Here is a 19,466-nt window from a genome sequence, read left to right as displayed (position 1 = left end):
GTTATCGGTCGTCAGGTGTCAACTCGGGCAGGGGGAGAGGGGGTGGGATTCCGCCCCCACCCCCTCGGCCCCTCAGTGCCCCGTGCAGCCGCACGCCCGGTGCCGGCCGCCGTGGACCGCCGCGTACGAGGCCGGGCGCGGGCCCGCCGCCCCGCGTGCCAGGCCGGCCGCGGCCGCGCGTCCCGCCGCCGAGCCGGCGTCGTGCACCACCTTTCCGCCGACCAGGGTCATCCGCACCTGCGTGCCGCTGATGTCGGCCACCGGGCAGCGCGTCACATCCCGGTCCAGCAGCACCAGGTCTGCCGCCTTGCCCCGCTCCACCGTGCCGGTCAGCGCGTCCTGGCGCAGCTGCCAGGCGGTGCCCAGGGTGTGCATCCGCAGGGTGGAGGTCCGGCTCAGGGACTCCAGCTCCGGGTGGAGCGCGCCCGCGCCGTACGCGCCCTGACGGTCGATCGCCGTACGGAGCTGGTTCCACACCTGCAGGGCGTCCACCGGCCAGTCCGAACCGCCGGTCAGCCGGGCGCCGGCGCGCTCCAGGCTGCGCGCCGGGTACATCCGGCGGTGCCGCTCCGGCCCGATGTACGGCAGCAGCGCCTCCATCGTCCAGATGTCGGCGGTGGCCCACTGGAGCTGCATGCAGGCGGCCACTCCGAGCCGGGCGAACCGCGGCAGGTCGGCCGGGTCCACCAGCTGGAGGTGCGCGACCGTGTTGCGCAGGTCGCGCCTGCCGGTGACGCGGAGGGCGGCCTCGTACCCGTCCAGGGCGGTGCGGACCGCCCGGTCGCCCAGGCCGTGGGCGTGCATCTGCCAGCCGATCGCGTTGAACGCGGCGGTCAGCCGCCCGTAGTCGGCGGCCGAGGTGTACAGCTCGCCCCGGTTGCCGGTGGGGCGGCCCGCGCCGTCGAGGTACGGCTCCAGCAGCGCGGCCGTCTGCGCCGGGTACTCGATGACCCCGTCCAGGAACACCTTGACCGTGCCGAAGCGCAGCCCCGCCACACCCCGGAACTCCCGCTCCAGCCCCCGCGCGTAGGCGACCGACGCCGCGGGGTCCTTCGTCTGCTCCACGTCCAGCCGGATCGCGGGCACGATCCGCTGCGGCAGCCGCCCGGCCGCCGAGAGGGCCTGGTAGAGCTCCAGTTCGTGCCGCCCGGCCAGGGCGTCCATCATCGTCGTCACGCCCGAGGCCGCCGCCTGCCCCAGCGCCCTGGCGCAGGCCTCGACCAGCTCGGCCCGGGTGGGCGCGGGGACGTGCCGCTTCACCAGGTCCTGGGCGTCGTCCTTCAGCACCCCGCTCGGCTGCCCGTCCGCGTCCTTGACGATCCGGCCGCCCGGCGGGTCGGGGGTGGCGGCCGTGATGCCCGCGATGTCCAGGGCCCGCCGGCTCGCCCAGAGGTTGTGCCCGTCGCCGCCCACCAGGACCACCGGCCGGCGGGTCGGCAGCGCGTCCAGCAGCGCGTGGTGCGGGAGGGTGCCGGCGGGCAGCAGTCCGACCGGGTTCCAGTCCTCCACCACCAGCCAGGTGTCGGGCTCCGCCCCGGCGCCGCCGGTGTCGGCGAGGAACCCCGTGAGGATCTCCGTCAGCTCGGCGGCCGTCGTCTCCGCCCCCTCCAGCGAGGGCCGCAGCGACCGGTCGCCCGCGCCCAGCGGGTGGACGTGCCCGTCGTGGATCCCGCTCATCAGGGTGGCGCCGCGCCCGTCGACCACCTCGGTGTCCCGGCCGGCCAGCCGGCGCACCTGCGCGTCGCCGCCCACCGCGAGGATCCGCCCGTCACGGCCGACCGCCACCGCCGTCACCGGTGCGCCGCCCGGCGTCCCCGTGAACACCCGAGCCCCGTGCACCACCAGGGCGGCCGGCCCGCGCGCCGGGGCCGCCGAGGCCCCGGCGGCCCCGGCGCCGAGCAGACCCGCCGCTCCGGCGGCCCCGGCCGCCGCGAGGAGCCCGCGCCGGGAAACAGAAGACGTCATGACCACTCCAAACCGTTGGCTGTGGCCAGGACACTGGGTGATTAACCCCTTAACCAGAACCCGCCCGCCCCGACGGATTCCGCACGGCGGGGCGGGCCCGGCCCGGGCAGCGCCCCGTACGGATTCCGGGCCGCGACCCGTACGCGACCCGGCCCGCAATCCGTACGATGACCCGCGTGCCGCCCGGACCGACCCTCGCCGACATCGCCCGCGCCGCGGAGGTGTCCACCGCCACGGTCTCGCACGCCCTCAACGGCACCGGCCGGCTCGGCGAGGGCACCCGCCGCCGGGTCCGCGAGATCGCCACCGCCCTGGGGTACGGAGCCCCGCGCGCGCCCCGCACCCGCACCCTGGGCCTGGCCGTGACCACGTTCGCCGGGGCCCCCTGGAACTTCGTGGCCGTCGCCTACTTCTCCCGCTGGCTGACCGCCGCCACCTCCGCCGCCCACGCCCGCGGCTACGCCCTGACCACCCTCCCGGCCGACCGCGGCGCCGGCACCCTCTGGCACCACCTCGCGGTGGACGGCATGCTGCTGCTCGACAGCCCGCACGACGACCCCGTGCTGCGCGCCCTGCGGGCCCGGGGCATCCCGCTGGTCTTCGACGGGCGCCCCGCCGCCCCGCGCCCCGGCGACGTCTGGGTGGACAACGACCACGGCGCCACCACCCACGAGGTCCTCGACCACCTCGCGGCGGCCGGGGCCCGCCGCATCGCCCTGCACGCCGGATTCGGCGACGAGCACTACACCCGGGCCGTCACCGAGGCGTACGGGCGCTGGTGCGCCCGGCACGGCCGGACCCCGCTGCCGGTCCGCTTCGACCCCCACGACGGGCCCGGCCACGCCTTCGACCGGGTCTTCGCCGAGGGCGCGGCCGACGCCGTGTACTCCCTCTACGACCCGGGCGGCCACCAGGCGCTGGCCGCCGCGGCCCGGCACGGTCTGTCGGTGCCCGGGGACCTGCTGCTGGTCTGCGCGAGCGAGGACCCGGCGTACGCGGACTGCCGGCCCCCGGTCTCCACGGTCACCCTCCACCCGGAGTCCCTCGCGGAGGCTGCGGTGGCGGCCCTGGTCGGCCTGCTGGAGCCGGGCGCCGCGGCCTCCCCGGGCGGGCTCACCGTCCCCGCCACCCTGCTCCAGCGGACCTCCTCCCTCCGTTGAGGGCACCGTGACGAGATGTGCAGCAGAAGTGGACGGCGAGTGCGGGCGGCGCGACGTGCCGATACGGACACGGAGGCGTGCTGACCCGAGGCGTGGCCATGTACTAGAGTTATCTCGACATCGAGATATCTGCCGAAGGCGTACCGCAGCCGCCCCCGCCGGTAAGGGCTACCTAACTTAGCCTTACCTTAGCGGATTGGCCACAGGGCGTGGCGGCAGGATTGCGGTAATACGCGCGAAATCATGCATGAAGGAGACTGTCGTGTCGGCGAACAGCTTCGACGCCCGCAGCACGCTGCAGGTGGGCGACGAGTCGTACGAGATCTTCCGGCTGGACAAGGTCGAGGGCGCCGCGCGCCTTCCCTACAGCCTGAAGGTCCTGCTGGAGAACCTGCTCCGCACGGAGGACGGCGCGAACATCACCGCCGACCACATCCGGGCGCTCGGCGGCTGGGACTCCCAGGCGCAGCCCAGCCAGGAGATCCAGTTCACGCCGGCCCGCGTGATCATGCAGGACTTCACCGGCGTCCCCTGTGTCGTGGACCTCGCCACCATGCGTGAGGCCGTGAAGGAGCTCGGCGGCGACCCGTCCAAGGTCAACCCGCTCTCCCCGGCCGAGCTGGTCATCGACCACTCGGTCATCGCCGACAAGTTCGGCACCAAGGACGCGTTCGCCCAGAACGTGGAGCTGGAGTACGGCCGCAACAAGGAGCGCTACCAGTTCCTGCGCTGGGGCCAGACCGCCTTCGACGACTTCAAGGTCGTCCCCCCGGGCACCGGCATCGTCCACCAGGTCAACATCGAGCACCTGGCCCGCACGGTCATGGTCCGCAACGGCCAGGCCTACCCGGACACCCTCGTCGGCACCGACTCGCACACCACCATGGTCAACGGCCTCGGTGTGCTCGGCTGGGGCGTCGGCGGCATCGAGGCCGAGGCCGCCATGCTCGGCCAGCCGGTCTCCATGCTGATCCCGCGCGTCGTCGGCTTCAAGCTGACCGGCGAGCTGCCGACCGGCACCACCGCCACCGACCTCGTGCTGACCATCACCGAGATGCTGCGCAAGCACGGCGTCGTCGGCAAGTTCGTCGAGTTCTACGGTGAGGGCGTCGCCGCCACCTCCCTCGCGAACCGCGCCACCATCGGCAACATGTCGCCGGAGTTCGGCTCGACCGCCGCGATCTTCCCGATCGACGGCGAGACGCTGAAGTACCTCAAGCTCACCGGCCGCTCCGAGCAGCAGGTCGCGCTCGTCGAGGCGTACGCCAAGGAGCAGGGCCTCTGGCTGGACCCGAAGGCCGAGCCGGACTTCTCCGAGAAGCTCGAACTGGACCTCTCCACGGTCGTCCCGTCCATCGCCGGCCCGAAGCGCCCGCAGGACCGCATCGTCCTGGCCAACGCCGCGCAGCAGTTCGCCGTGGACGTCCTGAACTACGTCGACGACGCCGACGAGGCGGGCAAGGAGTCCTTCCCGGCCTCCGACTCCCCGGCCTCCGCCAACGGTGTCCCGAGCCGCCCGACCCAGGTCACCCTGGCCGACGGCACCTCCTTCGAGATCGACCACGGCGCCGTCACCGTCGCCGCGATCACCTCCTGCACCAACACCTCGAACCCCTACGTCATGGTCGCCGCGGCGCTCGTGGCCAAGAAGGCGGTCGAGAAGGGCCTGACCCGCAAGCCGTGGGTCAAGACCACCCTGGCCCCGGGCTCGAAGGTCGTCACCGACTACTTCGACAAGGCCGGCCTGACCCCGTACCTCGACAAGATGGGCTTCAACCTCGTCGGGTACGGCTGCACCACCTGCATCGGCAACTCCGGTCCGCTGGACGAGGAGATCTCGAAGGCGATCAACGAGCACGACCTCGCGGTCACCTCGGTCCTCTCGGGCAACCGCAACTTCGAGGGCCGCATCAACCCCGACGTCAAGATGAACTACCTGGCCTCCCCGCCGCTGGTCGTCGCGTACGCCATCGCGGGCTCCATGAAGGTGGACATCACGACGGACGCCATCGGCACCGACACCGAGGGCAACCCGGTCTTCCTCAAGGACATCTGGCCCTCCGAGGCCGAGGTCAACGACGTCGTGGCCAACGCCATCGGCGAGGACATGTTCAACAAGTCCTACCAGGACGTCTTCGCGGGCGACGCGCAGTGGCAGGCGCTGCCGATCCCGACCGGCAACACCTTCGAGTGGGACGCCGAGTCCACCTACGTCCGCAAGCCCCCCTACTTCGAGGGCATGACGATGGAGACCACCCCGGTCTCCGACATCGCCGGCGCCCGCGTGCTGGCGAAGCTGGGCGACTCGGTCACCACCGACCACATCTCCCCGGCCGGTGCGATCAAGGCCGACACCCCGGCCGGCAAGTACCTCACGGAGCACGGCGTCGAGCGCCGCGACTTCAACTCGTACGGTTCCCGCCGCGGCAACCACGAGGTCATGATCCGCGGTACCTTCGCCAACATCCGCCTGCGCAACCAGATCGCGCCGGGCACCGAGGGCGGCTTCACCCGCGACTTCACCGTCGAGGGCGCCCCGGTCTCCTTCATCTACGACGCCTCGCAGAACTACCAGGCCGCCGGCATCCCGCTGGTCATCCTGGCGGGCAAGGAGTACGGCTCGGGCTCGTCCCGCGACTGGGCCGCCAAGGGCACCGCGCTGCTCGGCGTCAAGGCCGTCATCGCCGAGTCCTACGAGCGCATCCACCGCTCCAACCTGATCGGCATGGGCGTCCTGCCGCTCCAGTTCCCCGAGGGCGCCACCGCGGCCTCCCTGGGCCTCACCGGCGAGGAGACCTTCTCCTTCACCGGTGTGGAGGAGCTGAACAACGGCACCACCCCGCGCACGGTCAAGGTCACCACCGACACCGGTGTCTCCTTCGACGCGGTCGTCCGCATCGACACGCCGGGTGAGGCGGACTACTACCGCAACGGCGGCATCATGCAGTACGTCCTGCGGAACCTCATCCGCGGCTAAGGGCGCGCCAGGCGGAGCGATCCGCCGGTTATCGGCACCATAGGGCCGTACCCCCGTTAAGGGGGTGCGGCCCTTCCGCTTTTCGCGGCGGAGGAATCAGATGACGGACAGGTCTCAACTCGGAAAAGCCGGGAACGATCCTTGCGCACGATCTTGCTGAGCGAAGCGGAAGTGGACTATACCTGTGCCCCAATCCTGACGAAGGCGAGGACTTGAGCATGGGATCCACCGGTGAGGGCCTCGGCCGCCGTGATCTGATCAAGCGTTCCGCAGCGCTCGGACTGATCGCCGTGCCGACGATGAGCTTCCTGTCCGCCTGTGCCTCCGGCGGCGGGGACACCTCCACGAAGGGCCCGGACAAGGGGCTCGTGTCCAAGGAGAACCCGTTCGGCCTCGCCAAGGGCGGCAAGCTCGACGTGGTCATCTTCAAGGGCGGTTTCGGCGACGACTACGCGAAGGCCTGGGAGGCGGCGTTCGACAAGAAGTGGGGCACCACCAGCTCCCACCTGGGCACCCAGGAGATCGCCGCCAAGCTCCAGCCCCGGTTCAACGGCGGCAACCCGCCGGACGTCCTCAACGACTCCGGCGCCCAGATGATCAAGATCGACGTCCTGGCCAAGGGGGGTCAGCTCGCCGACCTCACGGCCCTCCTCGACGCCCCCTCGATCGACGACCCGGACAAGAAGGTCCGCGACACCCTGATCGCCGGCACGGTCCAACAGGGCACCCAGGGCGGCAAGTTCGTCGCCCTCAACTACGTCTACACCGTCTTCGGCCTCTGGTACTCCGGCAAGCTCTTCAAGGAGAAGGGCTGGACCGAGCCCAAGACCTGGGACGAGTTCCTGGGCATCTGCGCCAAGGCCAAGGAGGCCGGCATCGGCGGCCTGGCCCACCAGGGGAAGTACCCCTACTACATCAACGTAGTGATCATGGACCTGATCGCCAAGAAGGGCGGTCTGGAGGCCATGAAGGCCATCGACAACCTGGAGCCGAACGCCTTCGAGGGCAACCCGGCCGCCCTGGCCGCCGTCGAGGCGGTCTACGAGGTGGTCGAGAAGGGCTACCTGATGCCCGGCACCAACGGCCTCACCCACACGGAGTCACAGACCGCCTGGAACCAGTACAAGGCGGCCTTCATCCCCTCCGGTTCCTGGCTGGAGAACGAGCAGCTCAAGCAGACCCCGGCCGACTTCGACATGAAGTTCCTGCCGGTGCCCCTCCTCGCCGACAGCAAACTGCCCTTCACCGCCATCCGGGCGGGCGCCAACGAGGCCTTCGTCGTCCCGGAGAAGGCCGCCAACAAGGCCGGCGGCCTGGAGTTCCTGCGCTCCATGCTCTCCCGCGAATGGTCGACCGTCTTCGCCCAGCAGGCCAACTCCCTGACCGTCGTCAAGGACGGCGTGGACCCGGGCGTCAAGCTCCGCCCGGGCACCCAGTCGGCCGTGGCCGCCGTCAAGGCCGCCGGGGCGGACACCTTCAACTACCTGTACCCCGACTGGTACAGCGAAATGGACACCGAGATCCAGAACGCGTCCAATGAGCTGATGGCCCAGCGCATCCAGCCGAAGGAGTGGATCAAGCGGGCGCAGGCCGCGGTGGACAAGGCCGCCAAGGACCCCAACGCCAAGAACAACCACCGCAGCTGACCCCACGTCCACCGGCGGCGTCACCAGGGACGGACACCATGAGCCAAGTAGCCCGGAGCAAGGGACGGATCGGCTTCATCGCCGGCTTCCTCGTCCTGCCGCTCGCGCTGTATCTGACCTTCGTCATCTGGCCGTACGTGCAGACGTTCGGCTATTCGTTCACCAACTGGTCGGGCCAGTCGCCGACGTTCGACTTCGTCGGCCTGGAGAACTACTCGGCCCTGATGGAGGACGAGGTCTTCCGCGGCGCCCTGTGGCACAACCTGCTGCTCCTGGTGTTCGTCCCCGTCATCACCATCCTGCTGGCCCTCTTCTTCGCCTTCATGGTGAACGCGGGAGGGCGCAGCGGGGCCGGCGGGGTGCGCGGCGTCCGCGGATCGGCCTTCTACAAGATCGTCTACTTCTTCCCGCAGGTCCTCTCCCTCGCCATCCTCGCCGTCCTCTTCGGAGCGGTCTACCGCAGCGACGCGGGCGGCCTGCTGAACGGGTTCCTGGCCAAGCTCGGCCTCGTCGACCCGGCCCGCCCCGTCGAATGGCTCAACCAGCCCAACCTGGTGCTCTGGTGCCTGCTGCTCGTGGTGGTCTGGCACGGGGTCGGCTTCTACCTGGTCCTCTTCTCGGCCGCCATGCAGTCCGTCCCCAAGGACATCTACGAGGCCGCCCTGCTCGACGGAGCGGGCCGCGCCCAGACCTTCCTCAAGGTCACGCTCCCGCTGCTCTGGGACTCCGTGCAGACCTCGGCGGTCTACCTGGGCATCGCCGCCATGGACATGTTCGTCCTGGTGTCCACCATGACCTCCGGCCAGTTCGGCGGCGGCCCGGACCACCACAGCGAGGTCATGGCCACGGTCCTGATGCGCAACTTCCTCTACTTCGGCAAGAGCGGCTACGCCTGCGCCATGGGCGTGGTCATGCTGCTCCTGACCCTGATCCTCTCCGTCGTCACGCTGCGCGCCACCCGCCGCGAGCGCATCGAGTTCTGAGCGGGAGACCCGATGACCACAGTGATCAAGGCACCCGGCGAGTCCGCCGCCGAGCGGTCCCAGGGGGGCGGCCGCTCCGGCGGCGGCGCGAAGCCCCGTTCCGACGGCACGGTGCTGAACGTCTTCTCCCACGGCTTCCTCGCCGTGTGGGCGATACTGATCGTCCTGCCCCTGGTCTGGCTGGCGCTCGGTTCCTTCAAGACCGACTCCCAGATCGGCGCCTCCGCCCTCAGCTGGCCGTCCCACTGGCACTTCGACGCCTTCGGCCGGGCCTGGGACAAGGGCATCGGCGGCTACTTCGGCCACACCCTCATCGTGCTGGCCTTCTCCGTCCCGCTGACCATGCTGCTCGGCTCGATGGCGGCGTACGTCCTGGCCCGCTACCCCTTCCCGGGGAACCGGATCATCTACTACTTCTTCGTCGTCGGGGCCATGTTCCCCGTGTTCCTGGCGCTCGTTCCGCTGTTCTTCATGGTCAAGCGCCTGGACATGCTGAACACGTACCAGGGACTGGTCCTGGTCTACGTCGCCTACTCGATGCCCTTCACCGTCTTCTTCATGCACTCCTTCTTCCGCACCCTGCCGACGGCGGTGCACGAGGCGGCGGTGATCGACGGGGCCTCCGACACCCGGATCTTCTTCCAGGTGATGCTGCCGATGGCCAAGCCCGGCCTGATCAGCGTGGGGATATTCAACGTCCTGGGCCAGTGGAACCAGTACATCCTCCCCTCGGTCCTCATGCAGCCCCAGAGCGGATCGGACCCCGAGCGCTACATGCTCACCCAGGGCCTGATCCAGCTCCAGTACCAGATGGGCTACGAGACGGACCTGCCGGTGCTCTTCGCCGGCGTGACCATCGCGATGATCCCGATGCTGGTCGTCTACCTGTCCTTCCAACGGCAGATCCAGGCCGGGCTGACCTCGGCCACCCTCAAGTAGGGCGACGCCGCGGCCCCCTTCCCCGCCCGGGGAAGGGGGCCGCTCCGTGCCCGGGCCCGCCGCTCACGGCCGGCGCACCAGGAGCCCCACGGTCAGACCGCTGAGGGATTCCGTGCCGTAGACGGTGTACTTCGCCGCCCGCAGGGCCTGGGCCTGCGGAGGGGGCACCGCGCTCAGGACGTCGAGGTTGTTGCCTGGCACCACCACCCAGATCCGGCTCTCCCCCGCGAGGCACCGGGCCGGCCGCGGGCAGTAGACCGGGAACAGGTCGTCGTTCTGCGCAGCCGTCGCGGCCAGGAACACCTCGCGCGGGTGCACGTCGGGCCGGAGGTAGTAGCGGACCCCCTGGTCCAGCATCCACGGGGCGCCGCGCACGTATACCACCGCGTCCCCGGAGCGGTAGTACTTCTCGATGGTCCGCGCCGCGCCCGCGTAGTCCGCGGCGTGCGGTACGTCGTGCTCGAACGGCCGCCGGACGCTGCGCTGATCGGGCAGCACCAGCAGCGCGACCACGCTCAGCACCACCGCCGGCGCCGACCGGGACCGCGTGGCCGCCGCGAGCCCGGCCCCCGCCAGCACCGCCCAGGCGGGCACGGTGAACAGGGCGTACTGGTAGCGGAAGTAGGAGACCTCGCCGTGCGAGGCCAGCCACAGCACCAGCGGGGGCAGTACGGCGACGGCGCCACAGAGCAGGACGGGGAGGTGCCCGCCGCGTTCGCGCCAGGCCAGGGCCGCCAGCGCCACGACCACGCCCGTGCACAGGCCCGAGGCGAACAGCTGGGGCCAGATCTCCACCAGCCCCCACGCGCCCGGCTCCGGCAGCCAGAACAGCTGACGGGACGCCTGCGACCGGCCGAACACGACCACCGGCAGGACGCAGGCGCCCGCGGCGAGCACCGCGAGGACGAAGTGCCCCAGGCCACGGCGCTCGTGGCGGGTGCGCAGGACCACCGCGACGGCGTGCCCCAGTACGACCGTGAGCGCGATCAGATGCACCAGCCCGAGGATCGCCAGGCACAGCCCGTACGCCGCCCACGGCCTGCGCCGGCGGGGCGTGTCCAGCGCGCGGAGCAGCAGGAGCGTCGCCAGGGTCGCGAGCATCATCACCAGGGCGTAGCTGCGCGCCTCCTGGGCGAACCGGCTCGTCGCGGGGATCAGGGCGAAGAGCAGCCCGGCGCACAGCGCGGCCCGCCGCCCGAAGAGCCGGCGTCCGATCAGGGTGACGAGGGCGGCCGTCGCGCCCGCGGCCAGCACCGTGGGCATGCGCAGCGCCGTGTGCGAGTCCCCGAACACGGCCGTCCAGCCGTGCATGAGGAGGTAGTACGTGCCGTGGACGGCGTCCACGTGGTGCACCAGGTCGAGGATCTGCCGCGCACCGCGCCTGCTCACGTCCCAGGTGACCAGCTCGTCGGTGCCCAGCTGGGTGCCGTTGACCCCGATGAGGGAGAACGCCACCGTGGCCAGTGCCGGCCAGACCCACAGGGCGCGGGACCGTTCTGCCCCGTCGGGCGGCGCCGACCCGGAGCGGGCCTCCGCTTCCTGGGGAGGCGGAGGCCCGGGAGAGGAGCCGTCTGCGGGGGACATGAGGGTCATCGGGCGGCCACCTCGCTTGCCGAGCCCGGCTCGGACCGGGCGATGGGTCGCGGGCGACGTTAGGGAAGACGACGGCCGTTTGTCCCGCGGCACGCCCTACAGCCAGGTGCCGAACCGGCGGATGTACCAGGTCTTCACCAGCTGGGTCAGCGTGCAGTACGCGAGGAGCACGCCGATCAGCCAGGGGAAGTAGCCCGCCGGCAGGGCGGTGAAGCCCAGAGCGGGGGCCAGCGGCGAGAAGGGCAGCCAGAGCCCGGTCGCCACCGCGAGGACCGTCATCACCATCACCGGCCAGGAGGCGCGGGACTGGATGAAGGGGATCCTGCGGGTACGGATCATGTGGACGACCAGGGTCTGCGAGAGCAGGCCCTCGACGAACCAGCCGGACTGGAACAGCGAGGCCTCGCCCACGGTGTTGGCGGCGAACACGTTCCACATGACCACGAACATGACGATGTCGAAGATCGAGCTGATGGGGCCGATGGTCACCATGAAGCGGAAGATGCCCTTGGCGTCCCAGTTGCGCGGCTTGCGCAGGTACTCCTCGTCCATCCGGTCCCAGGGCGTGGCGAGTTGGGCGATGTCGTAGACCAGGTTCTGCACCAGGAGCATGATCGCGAGCATCGGCTGGAAGGGGATGAAGGCGCTCGCCACCAGGACCGAGAAGACGTTGCCGAAGTTCGACGAGGCCGTCATCTTGATGTACTTGATCGTGTTGCCGAAGGTGGTGCGGCCCTGGACCACGCCCTGCTCCAGGACGGTCAGGTCCTTCTCCAGCAGGATGATGTCCGCCGACTCCTTGGCGATGTCGACGGCGGTGTCGACGGAGATGCCGACGTCCGCGTCCCGCAGCGCGGCCGCGTCGTTGATCCCGTCCCCGAGGAAGCCGACCGTGTGGCCGTCCGCCTGCAGGGCCCGGACGATCCGGGCCTTCTGGACCGGGTTGACCTTGGCGAAGACCGTCGTACGGGCGGCCAGCGCGCGCAGCCCGGTGTCGTCGAGGGCGTCCACCTCGGAGCCCGGGACCACATGGCCGACCTCGATGCCGACGTCGGCGCAGACCCGGGCCGCGACGAGCTCGTTGTCGCCGGTGACCACCTTCACCGCGATGCCCTTGCCGGCCAGGCCCCGCAGGGCCGCCGCGGCGGAGGCCTTCGGCGGGTCGAGGAAGGCGAGGAAGCCGACCAGCGTCAGCCGGTCCTCGTCCGCGACGGTGTAGGTGTCGCGCGGGGCGGCGATGGCGCGGGTGGCCACGGCCAGGACCCGCAGCCCCTCGCGGTTGTGGCCCTCGGCGATCTCGGTGACGTGCCGGCGCAGCTCCTCGGTGAGCTCGACGGCCTCGCCGCGGTCCCTCAGGTGGGTGCAGAGCGCCAGCACCTCCTCGACCGCACCCTTGGTGATCATGACGTGCTCGGAGCGGCCGGGGCCGCCCACCATCGAGTTGCGGTTCAGGACCACGGACATCCGCCGTCGGGCGAAGTCGAAGGGGATCTCGTCGACCATCGTGAACCGTGCGTCGACGACAACCTCCTCGGCCTCGTTCACACGGTCGACGACCGCCTGGTCCAGCAGGTTGCGCAGGCCGGTCTGGAAGTGCGCGTTGAGGTAGCCGTACTCCAGGACCTCGTCGTCCTCGTCGCCGTGCACGTCCAGGTAGTGGTCGAGGACGATCCGGTCCTCGGTCAGGGTGCCGGTCTTGTCCGTGCAGAGCACGTCCATGGCGCCCAGGTTCTGGATGGCGTTCAGCCGCTTGACGACGACCTTGCGCCGGGACATGGCCACCGCGCCGCGCGCCAGGTTGGCGGAGACGACCATCGGCAGCATCTCGGGCGTCAGGCCCACCGCGACCGCCACACCGAACAGGAAGGCTTCGTTCCAGTCGCCCTTGGTCAGGCCGTTGATCATGAAGACCACCGGGACCATGACCAGCATGAAGCGGATCAGCAGGAAGCTGACCTTGCGCACGCCGCTGTCGAAGTTGGTCTGCGGGCGCTCGCCCGTGAGGGTGCCGGCCATGGAGCCGAACCAGGTGTCGGATCCGGTCGCGACGACCACGCCGGTGGCGGTGCCGGAGGTGACCGAGGTGCCCATGAGGCAGAGGTTGTCGGCCTCCACCGGGTCGGTGGTCGCGTGCCGGCCGAGGTCTTCCGGTCGCGTGTCGGCCTTGGCCACCGGCAACGACTCGCCGGACAGGGCCGCCTGGCTGACCATCAGGTCCTTGGAGGTGAGCAGCCGCAGGTCGGCCGGGATCAGGTCACCGGCGGCCAGCCTGACCAGGTCGCCCGGGACCACCTGGTCCATGGGCACTTCGAGCGTGGTCGGCACCGAACCGCCGCCGGCCCGCCGCTGCACCGCGCAGGTCGTGGTCACCAGCTTCTTCAGGGCGTCGGCGGCGCGGCCGGAGCGGTACTCCTGCCAGAAGCGGAGCAGTCCGCTGACCGCCACCATCACGGAGAGGATGAGGACGCCGGGGTCCCTCGGGTCCTGCCAGAACATGACGGCGGCCAGGAAGACCAGGACGCCGATGAAGGGGTTGCAGAAGGCCTTCGCGAGCTGCACCGCCCAGTGCGGGGTGCGCTCCCGGGCGACGACGTTGGCGCCGTGCAGTCCCAGGCGGCGCACGGCCTCGCCGTGGGTGAGGCCGCCCGGCGGGGTGCCGGTCTCCTGGAGCACCCGGACGGCCGGGCGGGCGCTGATCGCGGCGAGGCGCTCGCCGACGAGGCGGGTGGCGGCCTCCAGCTCGGCGGCCTTGCGCTCGCGGCGGCCCCGGCCCGGCGGCGCGAGCTTCGTCGGGGTACGAGGGGTGAGCATGGTCATGACGAATACCTCCCTCCACCGCGTCCGGGCAGCGCGCGGCCGCGCGGTCACGTGGAGTGGTCATGGTGCGGCGCGGGGTGGCGGAAGCCGCCACGGGGTGCGCCGTGGACATGGATGACGTATGCCTGACAGGAGAGCCGGGGCATGCGAAAGAGGGAAAAGAAGGAAAAAGGAGCGTTCCTGAACGGAACGGTCAGCCGACGAGAGCGCGGCGAAGACTTCGGTCGGGACTCATCCCGAACACCTCCTCGCGTCGCGCCGTCAGTACGCGGCGCCAGGTCCGGCCGGAAAGGCCGCAGAGGACCGGCGCCTCAGCGACCGTAACACGATCTCGGAGGGCGGTGTTCATCCTTTTGGCCAGCGGTGTCCGTTTCGTCATGTCTCCGGCCCTTGACGTCAGAGGGGCCAAAGGCTCGACTTAAGGTTCACAAGTTGGAGAGAAGCCGGGGCCTCGGAGCGTACCGCCGCGAGGACCGGCCGGGGGGCGACGGATGGCCGTCGCTTATGGGCAGGAGTGGATGAGTCGTGCAGACTCCCGGATCGCAGTCCTCACTGCATCGCGCGAATCTCGAACGGGTCGTGCGGGCGGTGCGCCTCGCGGGTTCGCTGACCCAGGCGGAGATCGCCCGTACCACCGGACTGTCGGCGGCCACGGTCTCCAACATCGTCCGTGAGCTCAAGGAGGGCGGGACCGTCGAGGTCACCGACACCTCGGCGGGCGGCCGGCGGGCGCGCAGCGTCTCGCTCAGCGGGGACGCGGGCATCGTGATCGGCGTGGACTTCGGCCACACCCACCTGCGGGTGGCCGTCGGCAACCTGGCGCACCAGGTGCTGGCCGAGGAGTCCGAGCCGCTGGACGTGGACGCCTCCTGGGTGGACGGCTTCGACCGGGCGGAGGCGCTGGTCGGACGGCTGGTCGAGCAGGTCGGCGTGGCCCGCGACAAGGTCATCGGCGTCGGGCTCGGCGTCCCGGGCCCCATCGACGTGGAGTCCGGCACCCTGGGCTCCACCGCGATCCTGCCGGGCTGGGCGGGGATCAACCCGCGCCAGGAGCTCTCGCAGCGGCTCGGCGTACCCGTCTACGTGGACAACGACGCGAACCTCGGCGCGCTCGGCGAGCTGGTGTGGGGGAGCGGGCGCGGGGTCAGGGACCTGGCGTACATCAAGGTGGCGAGCGGTGTGGGCGCCGGCCTGGTGATCAACGGCCGGATCTACCGGGGGCCCGGGGGCACCGCCGGCGAGATCGGGCACATCACCCTGGACGAGTCCGGCCCGGTCTGCCGCTGCGGCAACCGCGGCTGCCTGGAGACCTTCGCCGCCGCCCGCTACGTACTGCCGCTGCTCCAGGGCAGCCACGGGCCGGAGCTGACGATGGAGAAGGTGGTCGAGCTGGCCCGAGAGGGCGACCCCGGCTGCCGCCGGGTCATCACCGACGTGGGCCGGCACGTCGGCAGCGGCGTGGCCAGCCTCTGCAACCTCCTGAACCCGAGCCGGATCGTGCTCGGCGGCTCGCTGGCGGAGGCCGGCGAGCTGGTCCTGGCGCCGATCCGTGAATCCGTTGGGCGGTACGCGATCCCCAGCGCGGCCCGGCAGCTGTCGGTGCTGACGGGCTCCCTGGGCAGCCGCGCGGAAGTACTCGGCGCACTCGCTCTCGTACTCAGCGAAATGGGCGATTCGACGGTTTTGACGGAAAATGGGATGGGAGTGCGGGCCCCCGCCGCCCTGTCTTCATTTAGATAACGGATGACTCCGTTGTCATCTCGTTAAGGATTCACTCCTTGACGACAAACTCGCGGCCGGGGTTGACTCACACCACCTCGGCCGCAGTGTTGCGGCCTCGTCAGGGAGGTTCACTTCATGAACACGCGTATGCGTAGAGCCGCCGTTGCCGTAGCCGCCGGCGCCATGGCCGTCTCGCTGGCCGCTTGCGGCAGTGCCAAGGAAGCGGGGGGCGGCGAGAAGAAGCCCTCCGGTGCCGCCGCCGGTGACGCGATCAAGGTCGGTCTGCTCCTGCCGGAGAACCAGACCGCGCGCTACGAGAAGTTCGACAAGCCGCTGATCGAGAAGAAGATCTCCGATCTCACCAACGGCAAGGGCGAAGTGGTCTACGCCAACGCCAAGCAGGACGCGACCACGCAGAACTCCCAGGTCGACACCATGATCACCAACAAGGTGAACGTCCTCATCATCGACGCCGTGGACTTCAAGGCCATCGCGGGCTCGGTCAAGAAGGCCAAGGACGCCGGCATCCCGGTCGTCGCCTACGACCGCCTGGCGGAGGGCCCGATCGACGGCTACACCTCCTTCGACAACGAAGAGGTCGGCAAGGTGCAGGGCAAGGCCCTGCTGGAGGCCCTGGGCGACAAGGCCAAGGACGGCCAGATCGTCATGATGAACGGCTCCGTCACCGACCCGAACGCCGCGATGTTCAAGAAGGGCGCGCACTCCGTCCTCGACGGCAAGGTGAACATCGGCAAGGAGTACGACACCAAGGAGTGGAAGCCGGAGAACGCCAACACCAACATGGCGGGCGCCCTCTCCGCGCTCGGCAAGGACAAGGTGATCGGCGTCTACTCGGCCAACGACGGCATGGCCGGCGGCATCATCACCGCCCTCAAGGCGGCCGGTCTGAACCCCCTGCCCCCGGTCACCGGCCAGGACGCCGAACTCGCGGGTGTCCAGCGGATCGTGGCGGGCGAGCAGTTCATGAGCGTCTACAAGCCGTACGCCCCCGAGGCCGCGGCCGCCGCCGAGATGGCCGTCGCCCTCGCCCAGGGCAAGAAGGCCGACGACATCATCAACAACAAGGTCGACAGCGCGACCACCAAGGGCGTGCCCGCCGTGCTGGTCCCGGTCGTCTCGCTGACCAAGGGCAACATCAAGGACACCGTCGTCAAGGACGGCGTCTACACGGTCGACGAGATCTGCACCGAGAAGTACGCGGCCGCCTGCGCCTCCCTCGGCCTCAAGTAGGCCCCCCGTCGCCCTCCCCGGAGAGGCGGCCCCCCTGCCCTGCCCGGCGCCCCGCCCCCTTGCCCCCGCCACCCGCGGGGCGCCGGGCAGAAACGTTTCACTCGTTTGTCGTATCCCCATCCGCCCCGCTCCTGCTCTTTTGCACGACATCCCCGCCGGTCAGGCGGCGAAGGAGATGGTTCATGTGTCCGCTGCGCCCGTGCTGGCGTTGCGAGGGGTCTCGAAGCGGTTCGGCGCCGTCCAGGCCCTGACCGACGTAGAACTCGAGATCCACTCCGGTGAGGTCGTCGCCCTGGTCGGCGACAACGGCGCCGGCAAGTCCACGCTGGTCAAGACGATCGCCGGCGTGCACCCCATCGATGACGGAGTCATCGAGTGGGAGGGCCGTCCGGTCTCCATCGGCAAGCCCCACGACGCCCAGAACCTCGGCATCGCGACCGTCTACCAGGACCTCGCGCTGTGCGACAACATCGACGTCGTCGGCAACCTCTTCCTGGGCCGCGAGCTCAAGCGCTACGGCGTGCTCGACGAGGTGGAGATGGAGCGCCGCGCCCGCGAGCTCCTGACCACCCTGTCCATCCGGATCCCCAGCGTCCGGATCCCCATCGCCTCCCTCTCCGGAGGCCAGCGCCAGACGGTGGCGATCGCCCGCTCGATGCTCGGCGAGCCCCAGCTCGTCATCCTCGACGAGCCCACCGCCGCCCTCGGCGTCGAGCAGACCGCCCAGGTCCTCGACCTGGTCGAGCGGCTGCGCGAGCGCGGCCACGCCGTCATCCTCATCAGCCACAACATGGCCGACGTGAAGGCCGTCGCCGACAAGGTGGCCGTACTGCGGCTGGGCCGCAACAACGGCGTCTTCAACGTCGCCGACACCTCGCAGGAAGAGATCATCTCCGCCATCACCGGGGCCACGGACAACGCCGTGACCCGCCGGGCGGCCCGCACCGGGGAGGCCCGCAAGTGAGCACCGAACACCACACCGCGGCGGAGGACGTGGCCAAGCTGGCCAACCCCGCCGCCCCGGCGGACGCCATCCCCGTGGTGGACCCGCGCCTGCTCGTGCGCGAGCAGGGCCTGACCGGGTACCTGAGCGAGTTCGGCCGCAAGATGAAGGCCGGCGACCTGGGCTCGATCCCGGTCGTCCTCGGCCTGATCATCATCTGGGGCATCTTCCAGGGCCTGAACTCGAACTTCCTCTCCCCGGAGAACCTCTCCAACATCGCCATCACGATGGTCGCCACCGGCATGATGGCCGTCGGCATCATCTTCGTGCTGCTGCTCGGCGAGATCGACCTCTCGGTCGGCTCGGTCAGCGGCGTCTCGGGCGCGATCGTCGCCGTCCTCGCCGTCACCCACGGCGTCAACGAGTGGCTCGCGATCCTCGCCTCCGTCGTCGGCGGCGCCCTGATCGGCGCCCTGCACGGCTTCTTCTTCGCCAAGATCGGCGCCCCGGCCTTCGCGGTCACCCTCTCCGGCCTGCTGTTCTGGTCCGGCGCCATGCTGCAGATCCTCGGCAGCAACGGCACCATCAACCTCGACCCCGACGGCGTGGTCGGCAGCCTCACCACGTACTACTTCTCGGACGTGGCCGCCGGCTACGGCCTCGCGGCCCTCGCCACGGTGGCGTACTTCCTCGCCACCTACCTCGACAACCGCCGCCGGGAGGCCGCCCAGGTCCCCTCGCGGCCGCTGAGCGAGATCCTGCTGCGCACCGGCCTGCTGGCCGTGTTCACCTTCGGTCCCGCCGTCGTGTTCAACCAGTACAAGGGCCTGCCGCTCGCGCTGGTGCTCTTCGTCCTTGCCCTGGTCGGCACGGACTTCGTCCTGCGCCGCACCACCTTCGGCCGCAACGTCTTCGCCCTCGGCGGCAGCGTCGAGGCCTCCCGTCGCGCCGGCATCAACGTCAACGGCATCCGCATCGCCGTCTTCGCCATCGCCGGCACCTTCGCCGCCATCGGCGGGCTCTTCTGGGCCTCCAAGATCGCGGCGGCCAACCAGAGCGCCGGCGCCGGCGACCTGCTGATGAACGTCATCGCGGCGGCCGTCATCGGCGGCACCAGCCTCTTCGGCGGCCGCGGCCGCACCTGGAACGCCCTCCTCGGCGTCATGGTCATCACCTCCATCCAGTACGGTCTGGCCCTGGAGGGGATCGCGACTCCGATCCAGTACATGATCACCGGTGCGGTACTGCTCGCCACCGTGGTCATCGACTCGGTCACCCGCAAGACCCAGAAGACCGCCGGACGCGCCTGACCGCGCGCCCGGGGCCTCGCCCAGGCGGTAACACCCGTCACAGTGCCCGGTGCCACTCCGTGTGGCACCGGGCACCTGTGCGTACAAGCGTACGTACGGATGTGCGGTCATACGTCCGTTTGGGAGGTGTGATTGCGCCGCCAGGTGTACAGGTATGACA

The 19,466-nt window shown here is 70.4% G+C and carries 12 protein-coding genes; 9 read left to right on the top strand and 3 right to left on the bottom strand.

From position 1 onward, the window contains the following. Positions 1-72 precede the first annotated feature (72 nt). On the bottom strand, positions 73-1,965 hold the full coding sequence (locus AB0F18_RS18800; RefSeq protein WP_362061751.1) for an amidohydrolase: 1,893 nt from the start codon (positions 1,963-1,965) through the stop codon (positions 73-75). Between the two features lie 167 nt (positions 1,966-2,132). On the opposite strand from AB0F18_RS18800, the gene AB0F18_RS18795 reads away from it, so the two are divergent. From AB0F18_RS18795 to AB0F18_RS18775, 5 genes are all read left to right on the top strand, one after another. Beyond that, positions 2,133-3,125, top strand: coding sequence for a LacI family DNA-binding transcriptional regulator (locus AB0F18_RS18795; protein ID WP_362061748.1), 993 nt, complete (start codon positions 2,133-2,135; stop codon positions 3,123-3,125). 262 nt (positions 3,126-3,387) lie between these two features. Continuing rightward, positions 3,388-6,102, top strand: a complete 2,715-nt coding sequence (gene acnA / locus AB0F18_RS18790) for an aconitate hydratase AcnA (RefSeq protein ID WP_362061745.1) — start codon at positions 3,388-3,390, stop codon at positions 6,100-6,102. 218 nt (positions 6,103-6,320) lie between these two features. Then, positions 6,321-7,748, top strand: coding sequence for an N-acetylglucosamine/diacetylchitobiose ABC transporter substrate-binding protein (gene ngcE / locus AB0F18_RS18785; RefSeq protein WP_362061742.1), 1,428 nt, complete (start codon positions 6,321-6,323; stop codon positions 7,746-7,748). A gap of 38 nt (positions 7,749-7,786) precedes the next feature. Then, on the top strand, positions 7,787-8,731 hold the full coding sequence (locus AB0F18_RS18780; protein ID WP_362061739.1) for a sugar ABC transporter permease: 945 nt from the start codon (positions 7,787-7,789) through the stop codon (positions 8,729-8,731). Positions 8,732-8,743: 12 nt separating this feature from the next. Next, positions 8,744-9,670, top strand: coding sequence for a carbohydrate ABC transporter permease (locus AB0F18_RS18775; protein ID WP_362061736.1), 927 nt, complete (start codon positions 8,744-8,746; stop codon positions 9,668-9,670). Between the two features lie 63 nt (positions 9,671-9,733). On the opposite strand, the gene AB0F18_RS18770 is transcribed toward AB0F18_RS18775, so the two are convergent. Together AB0F18_RS18770 and mgtA are read right to left on the bottom strand one after the other, a co-directional pair. Next, positions 9,734-11,263, bottom strand: coding sequence for a glycosyltransferase family 39 protein (locus tag AB0F18_RS18770; protein WP_362061733.1), 1,530 nt, complete (start codon positions 11,261-11,263; stop codon positions 9,734-9,736). Positions 11,264-11,359: 96 nt separating this feature from the next. Continuing rightward, positions 11,360-14,080 (bottom strand): magnesium-translocating P-type ATPase, encoded by a 2,721-nt coding sequence (gene mgtA, locus AB0F18_RS18765; RefSeq protein WP_362061730.1) that lies wholly within the window; start codon positions 14,078-14,080, stop codon positions 11,360-11,362. A 525-nt stretch (positions 14,081-14,605) separates the two neighbouring features. On the opposite strand from mgtA, the gene AB0F18_RS18760 reads away from it, so the two are divergent. The 4 genes from AB0F18_RS18760 (at position 14,606) to AB0F18_RS18745 (ending at position 19,306) form a co-directional block, all read left to right on the top strand. After that, the gene (locus AB0F18_RS18760) at positions 14,606-15,820 is read left to right on the top strand and encodes an ROK family transcriptional regulator (protein WP_362061728.1); all 1,215 of its coding nucleotides are present in this window, start codon (positions 14,606-14,608) and stop codon (positions 15,818-15,820) included. 117 nt (positions 15,821-15,937) lie between these two features. After that, positions 15,938-17,053 carry a substrate-binding domain-containing protein gene (locus tag AB0F18_RS18755; RefSeq protein ID WP_362061725.1) on the top strand — a complete coding sequence of 372 codons (1,116 nt, stop codon included), beginning with the start codon at positions 15,938-15,940 and terminating at the stop codon, positions 17,051-17,053. Between the two features lie 175 nt (positions 17,054-17,228). Further along, entirely contained in the window at positions 17,229-18,017 is a 789-nt protein-coding gene (locus AB0F18_RS18750) for an ATP-binding cassette domain-containing protein (RefSeq protein ID WP_362061722.1), read from the top strand. A 29-nt stretch (positions 18,018-18,046) separates the two neighbouring features. After that, positions 18,047-19,306, top strand: coding sequence for a sugar ABC transporter permease (locus AB0F18_RS18745; protein WP_362061796.1), 1,260 nt, complete (start codon positions 18,047-18,049; stop codon positions 19,304-19,306). Positions 19,307-19,466: the final 160 nt, after the last annotated feature.

This window comes from Streptomyces sp. NPDC029216 (assembly GCF_040648015.1).
GTDB lineage: Bacteria > Actinomycetota > Actinomycetes > Streptomycetales > Streptomycetaceae > Streptomyces.
The sequence above is the reverse complement of the archived record's forward strand: the minus strand, read 5'-3'. Positions and strand labels throughout refer to the sequence as shown.

Bases quoted from the DNA above. Each gene is read 5' to 3' on its own strand.
- AB0F18_RS18800 (WP_362061751.1), bottom strand. From the start codon at position 1,965: ATGACGTCTTCTGTTTCCCGGCGCGGGCTCCTCGCGGCGGCCGGGGCC.
- AB0F18_RS18795 (WP_362061748.1), top strand. From the start codon at position 2,133: ATGACCCGCGTGCCGCCCGGACCGACCCTCGCCGACATCGCCCGCGCC.
- ngcE (WP_362061742.1), top strand. From the start codon at position 6,321: ATGGGATCCACCGGTGAGGGCCTCGGCCGCCGTGATCTGATCAAGCGT.
- AB0F18_RS18780 (WP_362061739.1), top strand. From the start codon at position 7,787: ATGAGCCAAGTAGCCCGGAGCAAGGGACGGATCGGCTTCATCGCCGGC.
- AB0F18_RS18775 (WP_362061736.1), top strand. From the start codon at position 8,744: ATGACCACAGTGATCAAGGCACCCGGCGAGTCCGCCGCCGAGCGGTCC.
- AB0F18_RS18770 (WP_362061733.1), bottom strand. From the start codon at position 11,263: ATGACCCTCATGTCCCCCGCAGACGGCTCCTCTCCCGGGCCTCCGCCT.
- mgtA (WP_362061730.1), bottom strand. From the start codon at position 14,080: ATGACCATGCTCACCCCTCGTACCCCGACGAAGCTCGCGCCGCCGGGC.
- AB0F18_RS18755 (WP_362061725.1), top strand. From the start codon at position 15,938: ATGAACACGCGTATGCGTAGAGCCGCCGTTGCCGTAGCCGCCGGCGCC.
- AB0F18_RS18750 (WP_362061722.1), top strand. From the start codon at position 17,229: ATGGTTCATGTGTCCGCTGCGCCCGTGCTGGCGTTGCGAGGGGTCTCG.